Annotated in this window: 16 protein-coding genes; 7 read left to right on the plus strand and 9 right to left on the minus strand. The window is 72.9% G+C overall.

Annotated features, from left to right (window positions below):
• Positions 1-18 precede the first annotated feature (18 nt).
• The 5 genes from Prum_RS45240 (at position 19) to Prum_RS45260 (ending at position 7529) form a co-directional block, all read left to right on the plus strand.
• Complete coding sequence (locus tag Prum_RS45240; RefSeq protein WP_173085370.1) at positions 19-1689, plus strand: ABC transporter ATP-binding protein; 1671 nt, start codon at positions 19-21, stop codon at positions 1687-1689.
• A complete protein-coding gene (locus Prum_RS45245; RefSeq protein WP_218577892.1) occupies positions 1686-3428 on the plus strand; it encodes an ABC transporter ATP-binding protein in 1743 nt (580 codons plus the stop codon). Before Prum_RS45240 ends, Prum_RS45245 begins: the two co-directional genes overlap by 4 nt.
• 123 nt (positions 3429-3551) lie before the next feature.
• Positions 3552-3716, plus strand: coding sequence for a hypothetical protein (locus Prum_RS45250; RefSeq protein ID WP_173085371.1), 165 nt, complete (start codon positions 3552-3554; stop codon positions 3714-3716).
• Positions 3717-3771: 55 nt separating this feature from the next.
• Positions 3772-4548, plus strand: coding sequence for an AfsR/SARP family transcriptional regulator (locus tag Prum_RS45255; protein ID WP_173085372.1), 777 nt, complete (start codon positions 3772-3774; stop codon positions 4546-4548).
• A gap of 149 nt (positions 4549-4697) precedes the next feature.
• Complete coding sequence (locus Prum_RS45260; protein WP_173085373.1) at positions 4698-7529, plus strand: immune inhibitor A domain-containing protein; 2832 nt, start codon at positions 4698-4700, stop codon at positions 7527-7529.
• Here Prum_RS45260 and Prum_RS55600 read toward each other — a convergent pair.
• Together Prum_RS55600 and Prum_RS55605 are read right to left on the minus strand one after the other, a co-directional pair.
• On the minus strand, positions 7459-7812 hold the full coding sequence (locus tag Prum_RS55600; RefSeq protein ID WP_371871440.1) for a TetR-like C-terminal domain-containing protein: 354 nt from the start codon (positions 7810-7812) through the stop codon (positions 7459-7461). The genes Prum_RS45260 and Prum_RS55600 overlap by 71 nt on opposite strands.
• A complete protein-coding gene (locus Prum_RS55605) occupies positions 7695-8189 on the minus strand; it encodes a TetR/AcrR family transcriptional regulator (protein ID WP_371871433.1) in 495 nt (164 codons plus the stop codon). Before Prum_RS55605 ends, Prum_RS55600 begins: the two co-directional genes overlap by 118 nt.
• 58 nt (positions 8190-8247) lie before the next feature.
• Between Prum_RS55605 and Prum_RS45270 the strand changes: the two genes are divergently transcribed.
• Positions 8248-9729 (plus strand): MDR family MFS transporter, encoded by a 1482-nt coding sequence (locus Prum_RS45270; protein ID WP_173085375.1) that lies wholly within the window; start codon positions 8248-8250, stop codon positions 9727-9729.
• Here Prum_RS45270 and Prum_RS45275 read toward each other — a convergent pair.
• Genes Prum_RS45275 through Prum_RS45285 form a run of 3 tightly spaced genes read right to left on the minus strand, consistent with a single transcriptional unit; the run spans position 9698 to position 12320 of the window.
• Entirely contained in the window at positions 9698-10336 is a 639-nt protein-coding gene (locus tag Prum_RS45275) for a response regulator transcription factor (protein ID WP_173085377.1), read from the minus strand. The two genes, Prum_RS45270 and Prum_RS45275, sit on opposite strands and share 32 nt — an antisense overlap.
• Positions 10333-11571, minus strand: coding sequence for a sensor histidine kinase (locus Prum_RS45280; RefSeq protein WP_173085379.1), 1239 nt, complete (start codon positions 11569-11571; stop codon positions 10333-10335). Before Prum_RS45280 ends, Prum_RS45275 begins: the two co-directional genes overlap by 4 nt.
• Positions 11481-12320 (minus strand): hypothetical protein, encoded by an 840-nt coding sequence (locus Prum_RS45285; RefSeq protein WP_173085381.1) that lies wholly within the window; start codon positions 12318-12320, stop codon positions 11481-11483. Before Prum_RS45285 ends, Prum_RS45280 begins: the two co-directional genes overlap by 91 nt.
• Before the next feature lie 131 nt (positions 12321-12451).
• Here Prum_RS45285 and Prum_RS45290 point away from each other — a divergent pair, with 131 nt between their 5' ends.
• Positions 12452-13111 carry a DUF4386 family protein gene (locus Prum_RS45290; protein ID WP_173085383.1) on the plus strand — a complete coding sequence of 220 codons (660 nt, stop codon included), beginning with the start codon at positions 12452-12454 and terminating at the stop codon, positions 13109-13111.
• A 65-nt stretch (positions 13112-13176) separates the two neighbouring features.
• Here Prum_RS45290 and Prum_RS45295 read toward each other — a convergent pair whose 3' ends face one another.
• The 4 genes from Prum_RS45295 to Prum_RS45310 all read right to left on the minus strand — a co-directional run bounded on the left by Prum_RS45295 (position 13177) and on the right by Prum_RS45310 (position 16590).
• Complete coding sequence (locus tag Prum_RS45295) at positions 13177-13335, minus strand: hypothetical protein (RefSeq protein WP_173085385.1); 159 nt, start codon at positions 13333-13335, stop codon at positions 13177-13179.
• Positions 13332-14474: a hypothetical protein gene (locus Prum_RS45300; RefSeq protein WP_173085387.1), complete on the minus strand. Its 1143-nt coding sequence runs from the start codon at positions 14472-14474 to the stop codon at positions 13332-13334. The genes Prum_RS45295 and Prum_RS45300 overlap by 4 nt, the downstream gene beginning before the upstream one ends.
• A 10-nt stretch (positions 14475-14484) precedes the next feature.
• Positions 14485-15546, minus strand: coding sequence for a hypothetical protein (locus Prum_RS45305; protein ID WP_173085389.1), 1062 nt, complete (start codon positions 15544-15546; stop codon positions 14485-14487).
• 291 nt (positions 15547-15837) lie between these two features.
• Entirely contained in the window at positions 15838-16590 is a 753-nt protein-coding gene (locus Prum_RS45310) for a hypothetical protein (protein WP_218577893.1), read from the minus strand.
• Between the last annotated feature and the right edge of the window lie 11 nt (positions 16591-16601).

Here is a 16601-nt window from a genome sequence, read left to right on the forward strand (position 1 = left end):
GATTAGCCTGCCCTTACTATGCGAGATGATCGAGGAACCGTTCTGGGACGGGCGATCGGCGGGCAGTCGCGCCAGGTGCTCCTCGCCGGCGCCCTCGCGGCCGGCCACCAGGCCGGCGAGGCGCTGGTCCCGGTGCTGATCGGCGTGGTGATCGACCGGGCCGTCAGCACCGGCTCCAGCACCGAACTGCTGCTGTGGCTCGCGGCGCTGGCCGCCGTCTTCGCCGGCCTCTCCGCCAGCTTCCGGTTCGGCGCCCGTGCCGCCGAGCGGGCCTCCCAGCAGGCCGGGCACGAGATCCGGGTACGCCTGACGCGGCGCGTCCTGCACCCGGGCGGCGGCGCCGAGGCGGACCGGCTGTCCGGCGCCCTGGTCAACATCGCGACCGGCGACGCGCGCCGGGTCGGCGGCGTCAACACCGTCGTCTCCGCCGGCATCGCGGCGCTCACCGGGCTGCTGGTCAGCGCGGTCGCGCTGCTGTGGATCTCCGTACCGCTCGGCCTGGTGGTGCTGCTCGGCGCCCCGCCGGTGCTGTGGCTCGGCGGGCTCCTCGGCCGCCCTCTGGAACGCCGCAGCGCCGTCGAGCAGGAGCGCGCCGCGCACGCCTCCGGGCTGGCCACCGACCTGGTCGCCGGGCTGCGGGTGCTCAAGGGCATCGGCGCCGAGTCCGCCGCGGTCGCCCGCTACCGACGTACCAGTCAGGAGTCCTTGGCCGCGACCCTGCGCGCGTCCCGGGCGCAGGCGTGGCACGACGGCGCCATCCTCGCGCTGACCGGGGTGTTCATCGCGGCGGTCGCGCTGGTCGGCGGCCGGCTCGCCGCGCAGGGCGAGATCAGCGTCGGCGACCTCGTCGCCGCGGTCGGGCTGGCGCTGTTCCTGCTCGCGCCGCTGCAGCTGTTCGCGTGGGTCAACGGCGAGTTCGCGCGGGGCCGCGCCTCCGCGGCCCGCATCGGCGAGGTGCTGTCCGCGCCGCCGGCGGTCGCTGCCGGTCCGGGGCAGTTTCCTTCCGTGGTACGCGGGCAGGTGGCACTGGCCGGTGTCACGCACGGGCCGCTGCGGGGCGTCGACCTCGACGTCGCGCCCGGCGAACTGCTCGGCGTGGTGACCCCGGACCCGGCCGCCGCGACCGCGCTGCTGGCCTGCCTGGCCCGCGAGGTGGACCCGGCGGCCGGCGCGGTCACCCTCGACGGCGTGCCACTGTCCACGGTGGACCCGGCCGAGGTGCGGGGCGCGATCCTGCACGCCGCCCACCACGCGGACCTCTTCGCGGGCACCCTCGCCGCGAACGTGGCCCTCGACGACCGCGACGTGCTCCCCGCGATGTCGGCGGCGGCCGCCGACGAGGTGGCGCTTTCGCTTCCGGAGGGCGCCGTCCTCACCGAGCGGGCCCGGTCGCTGTCCGGCGGCCAGCGGCAGCGGGTGGCGCTGGCCCGCGCGCTCGCCGCCGACCCGCCCGTGCTGCTGTTGCACGACCCGACCACCGCCGTCGACACGGTCACCGAGGCCCGCATCGCCACCGGCATCCGCGACGTCCGGCACGGCCGCACCACCATCCTGGTCACCACCAGCCCGGCCCTCCTCGCGGCGGTGGACCGCGTGGTCCTCCTCGATGACGGCACGGTACGTGCCCAGGGCACCCACGAGTCCCTCGTCGCGACGGACCCCGGCTACCGGAAGGCGGTGCTCTCGTGACCGTGTTGTTGCCCACCGCGACGGGGCGGGAGACGTGGGCGGCCGTGCGGGACCTGCTCCGGCCGCGGCGCGCCCTGGCGGTCCTCGCGTTCGGGGTGCTGGTGGCGGCGACGGCGGCGGGGTTGGTCACGGCGCCGCTGCTGGGGCACATCGTGGACCTCGTCGCGGACGGCAAGCCGGCCGGGGCGATCACCACCCCCGTCGTACTCATCGCCGTCGTGGCGGTCGTGCAGGGCCTGTTGACCGCGGTCGGCGTGTCCCTGGTGGCCCGGCTCGGCGAGGGGATGCTGGCGGCGCTGCGCGAGCGCTTCGTGGCGCGGGCCCTGCGGCTGCCGCTGGAACGGGTCGAACAGGCCGGCTCCGGCGACCTGACCGCCCGGGTCACCGCCGACGTGTCCACTGTGGCCGACGCGGTACGCCGCGCGCTGCCGCAGCTGGCCCGCTCCGCGCTGGCCATCGCACTGACCCTCGTGGGGCTGGCCGTGCTGGACTGGCGCTTCCTGCTCGCCGCCCTGCTGGCCGCCCCCATCCAGGTCCACACCGTACGGTGGTACGGCCGCCGCGCGATCCCGCTCTACGCCGAGCAGCGCGTCGCCGTGGGCGCCCAGCAACAGCAACTGCTGGACACCGTGGGCGGCGCCGCGACGGTACGGGCGTTCCGCCAGGCCGACCGCCACGTCGGGCTGGTGACCGAGCGCTCCCGGGCCGCCGTCACGCTGGCCCTGCGCGCGATGGGGCTGCTGACCCGCTTCTACGGCCGCCTCAACCTGGCCGAGTACGTGGGCCTGTCCGCCGTCCTGGTCACCGGCTTCGTGCTGGTACGCGCCGACGCCGCCACGATCGGCACGGCCACGGCCGCGGCGCTGTACTTCCACAACCTGTTCGGCCCCATCAACATCGCGCTCGGTCTGGTCGACGACGCCCAGGTGGCCGCCGCCGGACTGGCCCGCCTGGTCGGCGTGGCGTCGCTGCCGTCCACCGTGGACACGGCGGCACCGTCCCTGGTGGACGCGTCGGTGAAGGCCACCGGCCTCAGTCACGCGTACGTGCCCGGCCGGGTCGTGCTGCACGACGTCGACCTGCACGTCGAGCCCGGCGAGCGGGTCGCGCTCGTCGGGGCCAGCGGCGCCGGCAAGACCACGGTCGCCAAGCTGATCGCCGGCGTCCACCGCCCCACCGGCGGCACCGTGCACCTCGGCGGCGTCGCCTTGGACGAGCTGGGCCTGGCCGCGACCGGCCGTACCGTCGCGCTGATCACCCAGGAGGTGCACGTGTTCGCCGGGCGGCTCGACGACGACCTGCGCCTGGCCCGCCCGGAGGCGACCGGAGAGCAGCTGCGCGCCGCGCTGGACCGGGTGGGCGCCCTCGGCTGGGCCCAGGCCCTGCCGGACGGTCTGTCCACCGTGGTCGGCGAGGGCGGGCACCGGCTCACCGTCGCCCAGGCCCAGCAGCTGGCGCTGGCCCGGCTGGTCCTGGCCGACCCGCCGATCGCCGTACTGGACGAGGCCACCGCCGACGCCGGCAGCGCGGGTGCCCGGCTCCTGGAGGAGGCGGCCGCGAGCGCGCTGGCCGGCCGCACCGCCATCGTGGTGGCCCACCGCCTGACCCAGGCCGCGTCCGCCGACCGGGTCGTCGTCCTGGACGCCGGCCGGGTGGTCGAGTCCGGCACGCACGAGGACCTGATCGCGTCCGGCGGCGCGTACGCCCGGCTGTGGCACACCTGGTCCGCCACCAGGTGACCGCGCTCGAAGGCCAGCCCGGGTGAACATTCGGCGCTGGCCGAATGACGTAGACACCGCCGCTGCCACCGCCTTGCATGGTGGATATCCCACCCTGGAGAGGGGAGCCACATGCCAAGCGAAATGAGCTTGTCCGTCCTGACCGAGATGCTCGGTCTCGGCGAGGACCAGCAAGAAGCGGTGTTGGCCTGGACCGGCGAGCAACCCGGGAAGACCTGGACGCAGGAGGAGGCAGCCGCCCTGGTGGAGAGATGGCAGGCCGAACACCCCGACAACGAACAGGCATAACTGGGTAGTGGTGGTACTCAAGACAGCTGGGCGCCTCGCGCGTAGGACTGGGGGCATGCGGTTTCGGGTGCTGGGGCCGGTGCAGGTCCGTGGAACGGCGGGGTGGTCCACGATCAGGACGACCAAACAGCGGCAGGTGCTCGCCATCCTGCTGGCGCGGGCCGGCTACGCCGTGTCGGCGGACCGGATCGCCACCGAGATCTGGGGCGAGCACCCGCCGCCCACCGTCATCCCCGCCATCCGGGTGTACGTCATGCACCTGCGCCGCACGATCGGCGCCGGCGCCGCCCGCACGCTCGTGACCCGGAACCGCGGGTACGAGATGGCGATCGACGAGTCCGACCTCGACGCCTGGGTGTTCGATCGGCTGCTGCGGTCCGCCCGGCACCGCATGGCCCAGGGCGATCGTCCGGCGGCGGCCGCGACGCTGTCCGAGGCGCTCGCGCTGTGGCAGGGCCCGGCGATGGCCGACGTGCCGTCCGGCGGTACGCCGGCGGTGGCCGCCGAGGTGACGCGCCTGGAGCACCGCCGACTCAGCGCCGCCGACCTGTATTTCGCGGCGCAGCTTGACCTCGGCCGGCACGCCGAGGTGGTGGACGACCTCGCCGAGGCGGTCGCCCGGCACCCGCTGCGCGAACCCCTGCGCGAGCAGCTCATGCTGGCCCTCTACCGGTGCGGCCGGCGGGTCGAGGCGCTGCATTCGTACCGCCGGGGCCGGGAACTGCTGGTGGCCGAGCTCGGCCTCGAACCCGGCCGCCGCCTACACGACCTGCACCAGGCCATCCTGGCCGACCGCGCCCCGTCCGCCCGCGACCTCGCCGCCCGTCCGTGATCGCGTGGACATGGCCTTGACACGTCTTTGGCAGTGGTGGTTGTCCATGGCCCGGGTGTGGCATAGCGTCCCCTGTGGTCACTGCCGTGTCCGGACGGATACGCGGTGTAGTTCATCTCGCTCGAAGACGCGCGGGAAAAGGGGAGGACGTGACAAGCACGAGGATCCGGGCGCTGCTTTCGGTGCCGGTCCTGGTCATCGCGGCGGCGGGGGTCTCGGCCAGCAGCGCCGCGTCGGCGGCCGCCGACCGGCCGGCCAGGTACACGCCGACGGACCGGGACTGGTACATCAACTACGTGGAGCCGAAGGTGGAGCGCCCCACCGACGGCCGGGAAGTGGTCGCCGACGGCGCCAAGGGCAAGCTCAAGCAGGCCCAGCCGGACCCGGTCGCGGCGTACGGACGCAAGTTCTCCGAGGGTAACCCGGTCACGGCGCGCGGCCTGGCCAAGACCGAGGCCGAGGCGATCCGCACCGGCAAGAACCCCCGGCACATCCGCTACAAGCAGGCCGACCAGACGCAGGTCGCGAAGCTGCTGACCATCCTGGTCGAGTTCAACCCCAACGCGAACGACGACTTCAGCGGCGTCATGGTGCCGCAGGCGACGTTCGACGACGCGACCACCCCGCAGAACGAGCGGGCGTGCGTACCCGGCAGCGCGCAGAACGGGCCGCTGCACAACAACATCCCGAACCCGGCGCAGGCGTCGCACCCGGACAACAACTCGATGTGGGTGCCCGACTTCTCGACGGACTTCTACAACAAGATCCTCTACACCAAGGACGGCTACACCCAGCGGGTACGCCCGGACCTGCGTGGTCCGGACGGCAAGCGCGGCATCAGCCTGCGCGGCTACACGATGCGCAACATGTACCAGGAGATGTCCAAGGGCGCGTACACGGTGGACGGACAGGCCACCCCGTGGGTGACCGTCCCGCACTCCGAGGCGTGGTACGGCGCGAACACCTGCACCCTGGTCGACGGCGTCTGGGACGCCGGCGTCAGCCAGAGCATGAACGGGCACCCGGACAACCCGGCGGGCGCGGCGACGCTCGGCGTGGACGCGGTGAACGTGCTGGCCGCGCAGAACCCGAGCTTCCCGTGGGCCGACTACGACATCGAGGACCCGGCGGACGCCGACGGCGACGGCAACATCCTGGAGCCGGACGGCGTGGTCGACCACCTCGTGCTGGTGCACGCCGGTGAGGACAAGTCGGGCGGCGGCGGGGCGCAGGGCCCGTACGCGATCTGGGCGCACTCGTCCTCGATCGTGCCCGGCCACACCATCCCCGGCACCGACAAGATGATCAGCAACTACATCGTCCAGCCGGAGGACTCCGGCGTCGGCGTGTTCGCCCACGAGTACGGCCACGACCTGGGCCTGCCCGACCTGTACGACATCGCCTCCGGCGGCGACTCGGACGTCGACTTCTGGGACCTGATGTCGTCCGGCTCGCACACCGGGCCGATCTTCCAGGGCATCCCCACGCACATGGGCCTGTGGGACAAGTTCGTGCTGGGCTGGGCCGACCCGCTGATCCTCAACCCCGGTGACGCCGCGGCCAAGGTCAAGCTCGGGCAGACGTCCCGCACCCCGGTCGGCACCGAGGACGGCGTACGGGTCAACCTGCCGGCCAAGAACGTGACCCTCTCCGTGCCGCACAGCGGGGACGGCCAGTGGTGGAGCGGCAACGACCAGAGCTGGGCCGACGTACGGCTGACCCGCACGGTCGACGTGCCGGCCGGCGGCGACGTGCGGTTCTGGCTGTGGAACAACTACGTCATCGAGGAGGACTGGGACTTCGGCTTCGTCGAGGTGTCCACCGACGGCGGCGCCACCTGGACCGAGCAGAAGATCTTCAACGCGGCTGGCGCCCTGGTCTCCACCGACGACGGCTACCCCGACCCGAACGGCCGGATGCACGACTACGGCGACAAGAAGTACGGCCTGACCGGCGACACCGGCGGGCAGTACCGGCACGACTACGTCAGCCTGACGCCGTTCGCCGGCCAGAGTGTCCAACTGCGGCTGCGGTACGCCACCGACGCCGCCTTCGAGGCCACCGGCTGGTTCGCCGACGACTTCTCGGTCACCGCCGACGGCGCGACCGTGTGGTCCGACGACGTCGAGGGCGGCGCGAACGGCTGGACGCCGACCGTGTCGACGTTCACCAACACCACCGGCGGCGGCTGGGGCATCTCCCCCGGGCAGTTCACGTTCGCGCACTACTACCTCGCCGAGTGGCGCAACCACGACGGCTTCGACGAGGGCCTGAAGTACGCCTACAACACGAACTACCTGCGGGACGGGGCGTGGAAGGTCAACCGGGTGCCGTACAACGCCCCCGGCATGCTGGTGTGGTACCGCGACACCAGCTACGGCAACCTCAACCTGACCCTGAACAACCTGTTCGACCCGCCCAGCATCGGCACCAAGGGCGGTCTGCTGATCGTCGACTCGCACTTCGACCCGCTCCGGCGGGCCGGCACCGCGGCGGACAAGGACCCGTCGCTGCTGAACAACCTGCCGTCGCGGCCGCAGTCGTCCAACGCGGCGTTCGGGTTCGGTCGCACGTACCCGTTCACGGACTGCTACGAGGCGCCGAACGAGCCGTTCAGCGCGTACTGCACGAACCACAAGTCCCAGTCCGGCAAGACCGCGTTCTCGGACGCGAAGGGCTGGTACCCCGGCATCGAGTACCGGCCGGACCTCAACCCGGCCAACCCGCTGTTCTTCCGCGACGCCGACGCCTCCGTCGTGCTGCCGTCGAAGGGCGGCGCGCCGTACTCGGTGCGGATCGTCGACCAGAACGGCCGGCCGGCGACCGACGTGTACGGCATCGACCTGGGCGGCGGTGTCCTGACCGGTACCGGCAACCCGGGTGACGTCGCGCTGAACTTCGGCGTCCAGTTCAAGCTGCTCTACCCCGGCTACCGCAACCAGTGGGCCACCGTCCAGGTGGTCCCGCCCGCCACACCGTAGATCTTGCAAGGAAGGGCACCTTGTTATGCAAAAAGCGATAACAAGGTGCCCTTCCTTGCACCTGAAGCTCACCGGGGGCGGACCAGGGGAGGAAGATGTCGTCGACGATTTCGGCGATGACCTCCTCCGGCACGGGGTGCAGGGTCATGACCATCTCGTGGCGCATCAGGTCCAGCGCCACGCTGCTGATGCGCGGGGTGAGCCGCTCCGGGTCGATCTCGCCACGCTCGACCCCACGCCGGAGCACCTCGTCGATGCCGAACGGCTGCCGCCGGCCCCGCAGGAACTCCGCCCGCAGGTCGGCGGGGGTCCGGCCGGTCTCCGCGTAGTACTCCCCATCTGCACGCTGAACAGGGCCGCCAGCACGATCCGGCTGGCCGACGCGTCGCGCAGCAGCACGATCATGTCCTCGCGCACCGAGCCGGTGTCGGGCGTGGCCACCGGCTGTCGCGCGCCGTAGTGCCGGATCGCCGCGATCGCCAGCTCCGCGCGGTTGGGCCAGCGGCGGTAGATCACCGGCCGGCTGGTGCCGGCGCGGGCCGCCACGCCCTCCATCGTGAACCGGGCGTACCCGACCGCGGCCAGCTCGTCCCAGGCCGCGTCGAGCAGCGCGTCCTCCAGCTCCTGCCCGCGCCGGCGGGTCGGTGTGACGCCAACCATAGAGTACACCTCTGTATCTTATTGACGGTGACCCCGCGGCGGGAGTACGTCTAGATGCATGAGTGTATCTAAAGTCGCGGAGCGGGAACGCCTCGACCCGGCGTTCATCCGGCTCGCACTCGTCCTGATCACCGGCGTACTCGCCGTCGTCTTCGACACCACCGTCGTCAACGTCGCCCTCGACACCCTCGCCCGCGACCTGCACGTCGGCGTCGCCACCGTCCAGTGGGTCACCACCGGATACCTGCTGGCGCTCGGCATGGCCGTACCGGTGACCGGCTGGCTCATCCACCGGCTCGGCGGCAAGCGCGTCTGGCTGTGCGCCCTGGCGCTCTTCCTCGCCGGCTCGGTCGGCGCCAGCCTCGCCTGGGACGCACCGAGCCTGGTCGCCTGGCGCGTCGTCCAGGGCATCGGCGGCGGCCTCATGCTGCCGGTCCTGACCACACTGCTGGTCCAGGCCGCCGGCGGCCGCTCGCTCGGCCGGGTCACCGCGCTCGTCACGTTCCCGGCCCTGCTCGGCCCGATCTTCGGCCCACTCCTCGGCGGCCTGATCGTGCAGCACACCAGCTGGCGCTGGATCTTCTGGGTGAACGTCCCGTTCTGCGTCGTGGGCCTGCTCCTGGCCTGGCGGCTGATGCCCGCGTTCCCCGGCACCGGCCGGTCGCGGGGCCGGCAGACTCCGGAGCTTGGCGCGGAGCGACAAGCCCGGAATCTGCCGGCAGCCGCGACCGAAGCGAGCGAAGCGAGCCAGCCAGCAGAGTCCCGCCTCGACGCCGCCGGCCTCGCACTCGCCTCACCCGGCATCGCCGCCATCGTGTACGCCCTGGCGCAGGTCGGCGCGGACGGCGGCTTCGGGCACCCGACCGTGCTGGTCCCGCTGCTCGGTGGGCTCGCGCTGCTGGTCGCCTTCACCGTCCGGTCGACGAGCATCGGCGACCGCGCACTCGTCGACCTGCGCCTGCTCCGGGTCACCTCGTTCAGCGCCGCCACCGGGCTGCTCTTCCTGTCCGGCTTCGCCCTCTACGGCGCCATGCTCCTCGTGCCGCTGTACTTCCAGCAGGTCCGCGGCCAGGACCCGTTCGCGGCCGGCCTGCTGATCGCGGCCCAGGGCGTCGGCGTGCTGGCCAGCCGCGGGATCGCCGGCCGGCTCACCGACCGGATCGGCGCCCGGCCGGTCACCAGCGCCGGCCTGGTGGTGGTCGCGCTCGCCACCGTGCCGTTCGCGCTGGCCACCGCCCATACGCCGGAATGGTGGCTGGTCGCGGCGCTGGTCGTGCGCGGCATCGGGCTCGGCGCGGTCACCATTCCGGTGATGGCCAGCGCCTACCTCGGCCTGGACCGGGCCGCGGTGCCGCACGCCAGCATCATCACCCGCACGGCGCAACAGATCGGCGGCTCGTTCGGCACGGCCGTCCTCGCCGTGGCCCTCGAACGCACGACGTTCGACGCGGCGTTCTGGTGGTCGATCGGGTTCACGGTGGCGGCCGTCGTGCTGGCCCGGTGGCTGCCTAACCGCCCAGCCCAGCCGAGCGCGCCTTGACGATCGCCTCGGCCCGGCTGGCCACCTGGAGCTTGGCGAAGATGTTCGAGATGTGGTTGCTGACCGTGTTCGGCGCGAGGCCGAGCCGCGCCGCGATCGCCGCGTTGGCCAGGCCGCCGGCGATCAGGCCGAGCACCTCCCGCTCGCGCGCGGTCAGCTCCGGGAACGCCGCCGCGTCCGAACGCGGCCGGCTCAGGTACGCCAGGGCCCGGCGCGCCACCCCGGAACCGAAGATGGCCTCGCCGGCCGCGACCGAGGCGATCGCCCGGATCATGTCGGCCGGCGCGGCGCCCTTGAGCACGTAGCCCAGGGCGCCCGCGCGCATCGCCGCGAACACGGACTCGTCGTCCTCGAACATGGTCAGCATGAGCACGGCCACCTCCGGCGCGGCCCGAGCGATCTCGCGGGTGGCCTCGATGCCGGTCATCTCCGGCATCTGGATGTCCATGACCACCACGTCGGGCCGGAGCGTGACGGCGGCGCGGACCGCGTCCCGGCCGGTGCCGACCACGTCGACCAGCTCGTAACCGTCCACAGCGGACAGCAGGGCGCGCAGCCCTTCCTGGACGACCGTGTGGTCGTCGGCGACGACGATGCGCAGGCTCATGCGGGCTCCTCCGCGGTCGACCTCACCGGTACCGGCAACGGCAGGTCGACGTCGACCCGGCCGCCGGTCCGGTCGAGCTGGATCACGCAGCGGCCGCCCAGCTCCGCGGCCCGTTCCCGGATCGAGGTCAGCCCGACCCCGGGCTGCCAGCCGTCGCCGACGTTCACCCCGTCATCATGCACCGAGACGCGCAGCTGCCCGTCGCGCACCGCCAGCCCGACCACGGCCGAGCCGGCGCTGGAGTGCCGGGTCACGTTCGTCAACGCCTCGGTGACGATCCGGTACGCGGCGACCTCGACCGCCGCCGGCAGGTCGCTCAGCGGGTCCGGCGCGTCGATCGACACGGTCAGGGGCTCGGCGTCCGCGCGGCGGCCCAGCACCATCGCGTACTCCCGGAGAGCGCCGACGAGGCCGAGGCTGTCCAGCGCGGGCGGGCGCAGCTCGTACACCAGGCGCCGGATGTCGTCGAGCGCGGCGGTGGTGTTCTCGCGCAGCTCGCGCAGCAGCGCCTCGCTGCGGTCCGGCGCGCTGCGCACCAGGCGCAGCGCCGCCTCGGCGTTGAGCACCACCCCGGTCAGCACCGGGCCCAGGCCGTCGTGCAGGTCGCGGCGGATCCGCCGGCGTTCCTCCTCGCGCCCGCTGATCACCAGCTCCCGCGACCGGCTCAGATCCTGCGCCAGGCGGGTGGCGTGCACGGCGACCGCGATCGGCGCGGCGAGCAAGGCGAGCACCCGCTCGTCGTCCGTGTCCAACGTGGACTCCCCGGACCGCAGCCCGACGACCAGCTCGCCGATCCGCTCCTCGCCGCGGCGCAGCGGGATCGCGCGCAGCACCGCCGGCGCCTCGCCGTGGCTGGCCAGCTGCGCGCCGTGCGCCACGATCGCCGCGGACGGGAAGCGCATCACGTCGCACAGCGCCTCCAGCACCCCGTCGAGCCCCTCGCCGCCCAGCCGGGCGCCCACCTCGACCATCGCCCGCACCGGATCGCGGCGGGCGCCGTACACGGCCCGGTCGACGCGGCGCTGCAACCACACCCGGACCGGGTTGAACGCCGCCGCGACCGCCAGCGTGGCCACCACCTCCACTTTGACCAGTCCACTGAGGACCGCCACGATCGCGAGGTACGCGCCGACGGTGATCGCGGTCAGCACCACGTACAGCAGCGAGCGCGAGAACACCAGCCGGATGTCGAACAGCTGGTACCGGAAGATGGCGAGCAGGATGGCCAGCGGCACGAGGGCATCGGGTAGATGCTCAGCACGCTGTCCGGCAGCAGCGGGTCCAGCGCGAAGACCACCACGACCACGAGCAGCGCGAGCATCACCCACAGCAGCTGCCGGCGTACGGCCTCGGAGCCGCGCCGGAAGCGGACCACGATGGCGACCAGCACGCCGACGTACGAGACCAGCAGCCCGACCGCCGACGCGAGACCGATCGGCGCCACCCGCTCCTCGGTCAGTGTCAGGTAGCCCAGCACGCCGACCTCGCCGCTGAAGCCGGACGTGACGCCGAGCGCGAAGAACAGCGGGCCGTTGACCGCCATGACGCCCACCAGCCAGCGCCACCGGCGGCTCGGCAGGTGCCCGTCCGGGAAGAACAGCAGGGCCATCGGGATGAAGAACGCGATCGCCCCGGCCCAGCCGCCACTGACCACGGTCGCCACCGCCCGCCACGCCGGGTGGTCCGCCCCGCCGGCGTTGGCGACGGCGTGCAGCAGCGCCAGCCCGCCCCCGGTCGACGCGTACGTGACGCCGCCGCCCAGCAGCAGCCAGCCGATCCGGTTGCCCGGCCGGTACGCCGCGATCGGCCAGCCGGCCAGCGCCAACGCCAGGCCGAGGGTGGCGTTGGAGAGCACCAGCAGGTCGTTCAGCTCACGGGCGGTCAGCCCGGACAGCGGTCCCAGCACGTACGCCGCGAGCGCCTCGACCACCACCAGGCCGAGCAGCGCGGTGGCGGCGACGCCGGCCCGCCGTGATCTCGTCATGCCCTCCATGGTGGCGGCCCGGCGCCCCCAGGGCGGTAGGGGCGCGCCACCACTCGGCTCGGGAAAACTCCCCGACCGGATGGTTGCCCGCTCCCTGGGCCGGCACCCCCGCCGCGCCGCACGCTGTGCCCATGACAACCATCCAGGCCACTGCGGCCACTGTGGACACCCCGCGCGGCTCCGGCACCCGCGGGCTCCTGCTGCTCGTCGCGATCGTGCTCGGCGGGCTCGGCAACCTGGCCAACCTCCTGGCCGGCTACAACGGCGACCACGTGAGGATCGCGTGGCTCGCGGACCACCAGTCGGCGTGGATCGCCGCGACGTACGGCACCGCGCTCAACGTGCTGGGCATCCTCGCGCTGCTGGCCGCGGTGTGCACCCTGGTCCGCGGGCGCGGCGCGGCCTGGGCCACGGTGAGCCTCGCCGTGGGTGCCCTCGGCACCGCCCTGTACGCGGTCAGCGCCGCTATCCCGATGGCCCTGCTCGGTCTGGGCACGCAGACCACGGTGCCCGCCGCCGACGCGGAGGCCCTGCTCGAGTACGTCCGCGACCAGGACCTGACCCAGGTGGGCGTCGCGTTTCCCGGCTTCCTGCTCCTGCTGGTCGCCCAGATCACCATCACGGTCGCGCTGGTGCGCTCGCGGGCGCTGCCGGCGTGGGTGCCGATCCTGTTCATCGTCGGCGGCGTACTGGCCGTGCTCTTCGCCGGCGGCGGCCCCCTGTCCGCCCTGCTCGCCCTGCCCCAGTACGTCGCGATGGTCGCCATCGGCTGGCACGCCCACCGTTCCTAACCCCGCACGGGCAAACGGTCGTGGTTGGATCGCCAATCCACGACCGTTTGCCCTTGATCGAGGCCCTACCGCTTCGGCGGGGAGTCGTCCGGCTCTTGATCCGTCCTCGTCGCGGCGGCGGTCCGGGCGCTCACCGCGCCGAGCGCCGTCTCCAGCGCGTGCAGCCGCCGCTTGATGTCACGCAGCTCGCTGGCGATGGAGTCCACCCGGCTGACCCTGGTCATGACAGCTCCTCCCGGACCGGCGAGACGGTCAACGCGACCAGTTCCTCGCCCGCGTCGTTGCCCGGCGTGACCTCGATGCCGAGGATCCGCACCCGAAACTCCTTCCCGCCCGGGAAGAAACCGTCCTTCACGACCACCTGGGCGTGGTCACCCACCTGGTACGAGCCGAGCACCGGCTCCCGGTCGGCGCGAACCACCAGCTCGGGCAGGACCACGGGACCGGCCACCGTGCTCAGCTGCGCCGAGGCGATCGAGCCGAGCAGCCCTCGGTCCGCGACGTCGACGTGCGACACCTCGGCCTCGGCGAGGGGCCAGCCGGCGCCGAGCCGCAAGGCATCGTCCGCGACCTCGATCAGCTGCCCCGCGTCGCCGCCGGCGCCGACCGCGTACACCCGGTTCGCCATCGACGCGCCGTCCCACGGCCAGGTGTACGAGACCAGGTTCGCGCCGTACTCCCACAGGTGCGGCGAGCCGTCCTGGCCGAGCTGCGGTTCGCCGACCTGGAGCCGGCGCATCGGGCGACCGGCCGGCCCGAACGTCACGTCGATGAGGAAGTCCGGGCCGCCGTCGAGCGCGGCCAACTCGCGCAGCGCCTCGCCCACGCTCTTCAACTGACTCCCCGGGTACGTCAGCGACCGCGGGCGCCCCGCGACCTGGGACGGCGTCACCGGATCGACCTGCACACCGATGTCCCCGCCCGGGTGAGCTTGCGCGGTGCGGATCAACGACCGGGCGATCTGGGCCTGCTCGACGTCCGTATACGTCGTGACGAGCGTGGCGACGTCGTCCCGCGCGGGGTCGTACGTCGCCGGCAGCACGCGCCGCCGGTCGAAGTAGGACAGGAACCCCGCCGCACCGATCTCCAGCGTCCGGTCCGGCGAGCTGTACTTGATCGTCCAGATGACACCGCCCCACACCAGCACGCCGTCCCGGGCGACGTACAAGGCGGTGCGGCCGGGCTCGGTGACCCGCTGCGGCTCGCGGATGCCGATCCGCCGGTCGCCGATCGCCAGCATTCCGCGGAACTCGCCCGCGTCGTTGAGCACCGTGCCGAACGAGACGCCGTGCAGCGGCAACTCGTCCACCACCGCGCCCGTACGCAGGTCAGCCACGAGGTACGCGTACCGGGAGCCAGACACCCGACACCCCCTACGCCGGTATCGCGAGTACGTTGATCGACGTGTACGGCAGCGCGTGGCCGCCGTTGACCGCCCCGGCGCCGCCCGCCCGAACCAGGTAGAGGTCGAGCACGAGGGCCCTGTTGGCGGGCTGGGCCATGACCGTGGTGACGCCGGCGCTGTTGTAGGCGTCGCCGGCGGCCGGCTGGATGACCGAAATAGCCTTCGCCGGGCCGGTTTCCCCGCTGACCTGGATGCCCAGGTCGTACCGGCCGGTGTGTGCCGTGTAGGTGATCATCGCGTGGCCGGTGACGAAGAGCGTGCGGGTGTACGGCGTGGCCGGCACGGTGACCTTGTTGATCACCAGTTGGGTGGCGGCCGACGTCGGAGCGAGCTTCGGCCAGCCCGGGTCGGCCGGGCCGTAGATCGCCACGCCGCCGCGCACGATCGGGTACCAGTTGGTGCCGTCGGACACCTCGGCGATGTCGTTCTCCCGCACGTAGACGGCCTGTCCGGGGTGTGGCGCCGGGGGGCGGCTCGCGCGGTTCGCCACCGGGATGATGCCACCGGACGCCGCCGTGAACACCCGCAGGTCCGCGATGTTCCCCGCGGTGATCGAGGTCGCGTTCGCGGCGACCGCGACCCTCGCGAGCGGGAGGTAGTCGCCGCTCACAGCCGGGTCGACCGGGGTAGCGGACGCCTCGCCGGGCACGTGCCGGATCTCCAAACCGGTGCGCTGGTCGCCGTACTGCGCGTCGCTCTGGACGGCGACGATGAGATCCCGGCGTGCGTTCGACGGATGCGGAGGCACGGCGAGCACATTGATGCTCTTCACGGCGTCCAGCGTCACGAGGTACGGGCCGGCGGCAGCGGTGCGCGTGCCCTGGATCACGGCCTGGAACGGTTCGACGGTGACCGACCCGGACGGCGTCGGCGTCGGCCGGACGAAGCCGGGCGAGCCCGCGGCCACCTTGATCCCCGACCGGGACTGGATCGGGCCGCTGCCGGGGGCGGCGAGGACACCGGTCGCCAACCGGGCGTCCTCCGCGTCGACGACACCGCCCGACACCCACCCGGAGTCTCGTTCTGCCATGGTTCTTCTCCTCCTCCGGTCGCGGTCAGGGTTCGAGCAGCCAAGAGGTGTTTACGAAGACCAATTCGTTGATGGGCATGGTCCCCTCCGGGAAGATCCACGCTCTGCCGTCGGGCAGAAGACCCCACTCGTAGAACTGCGGTGCGTTGGCTAGGGCTCCCAACCTGCACCCGCCCACCCAGCGGTGTGCCCAGAGCGGACGGAACGGCGCCGGCACCGTGGCGACCACGGCTCCCTGCGACAACACCGTGTTTCGCCGGGTGACCGCGCCGCGCAGGTAGACGGCACGCCCTACTCGCCGGACGCTGACCACCGGGTCGTCGTCGCCCCCGGGGCCGGCCGCGGTCCAGTCGGCCGTGACCGGGACCTCGACCCATCCGGTGTCGTCCTCCAGGGGTGCCCGCCAGGTCCCCCGTCCCAGACCTCGAGCCGGCTGGTGTCCAGGCGGTGCACGTAGAAACCCCAGTACGGGTTGAGCGGCCGGTCCGTCGCGTTGCGGGCCAGCATGATGCCGCCGAGCGCGCTGGTGTACGCGCGGAGGTCCGAGATGTCCGCCTCGGTGATGGTCGTGGCGCCGGCGCGCACCCGGATCCGGGCCAGCTTCAGGTGATCGCCGGGGACGGCGGGGTCCACGGGCGTGGTGCCGGCCGTACCGGTCACCCGCTCCACGACCATGCCGGAACGGGAGTCGGCGTACTGCGGATCGAACTGGCGCGCCACGATCAGGTCGAAGCGTTCGTTGGAGCCGTGCGCCGGTGCCGCGCCAAGCACGTCGACCGTCTTGACCGCATCGAGCGTCACCAGGTACGAGCCCGCGGCCGTCGATCTCGTCCCCTGGATCACCGCCTGGAACGGCCGTACGGTCACGTCCTTCGACGGCGTCGACGTGGCCTCCACGCGTGCCGGGTGACCGCCTGACGGCCGGATACCGCCGCGGCTCTGGAGCGGGGTCGCCCCGGGCGCCGCGAGCAGTCCGGTGGCGAGCCGGGCGTCCTCCGCGTCGACGACACCGCCGGACATCCAGCCCGAATCACGTTCTGCCATCGCTGCCTTCC

It is taken from the genome of Phytohabitans rumicis, from assembly GCF_011764445.1.
In the GTDB taxonomy this organism is placed as follows: Bacteria; Actinomycetota; Actinomycetes; order Mycobacteriales; family Micromonosporaceae; genus Phytohabitans; species Phytohabitans rumicis.

Coding starts and splice junctions, on each gene's coding strand:
- Prum_RS45290 (WP_173085383.1), top strand. CDS start 12,452: ATGACAACCATCCAGGCCACTGCGGCCACTGTGGACACCCCGCGCGGC.
- Prum_RS45310 (WP_218577893.1), bottom strand. CDS start 16,590: ATGGCAGAACGTGATTCGGGCTGGATGTCCGGCGGTGTCGTCGACGCG.
- Prum_RS45240 (WP_173085370.1), top strand. CDS start 19: ATGCGAGATGATCGAGGAACCGTTCTGGGACGGGCGATCGGCGGGCAG.
- Prum_RS45275 (WP_173085377.1), bottom strand. CDS start 10,336: ATGAGCCTGCGCATCGTCGTCGCCGACGACCACACGGTCGTCCAGGAA.
- Prum_RS45305 (WP_173085389.1), bottom strand. CDS start 15,546: ATGGCAGAACGAGACTCCGGGTGGGTGTCGGGCGGTGTCGTCGACGCG.
- Prum_RS45250 (WP_173085371.1), top strand. CDS start 3,552: ATGAGCTTGTCCGTCCTGACCGAGATGCTCGGTCTCGGCGAGGACCAG.
- Prum_RS45270 (WP_173085375.1), top strand. CDS start 8,248: ATGAGTGTATCTAAAGTCGCGGAGCGGGAACGCCTCGACCCGGCGTTC.
- Prum_RS45285 (WP_173085381.1), bottom strand. CDS start 12,320: ATGACGAGATCACGGCGGGCCGGCGTCGCCGCCACCGCGCTGCTCGGC.
- Prum_RS45255 (WP_173085372.1), top strand. CDS start 3,772: ATGCGGTTTCGGGTGCTGGGGCCGGTGCAGGTCCGTGGAACGGCGGGG.
- Prum_RS45295 (WP_173085385.1), bottom strand. CDS start 13,335: ATGACCAGGGTCAGCCGGGTGGACTCCATCGCCAGCGAGCTGCGTGAC.
- Prum_RS55605 (WP_371871433.1), bottom strand. CDS start 8,189: ATGGTTGGCGTCACACCGACCCGCCGGCGCGGGCAGGAGCTGGAGGAC.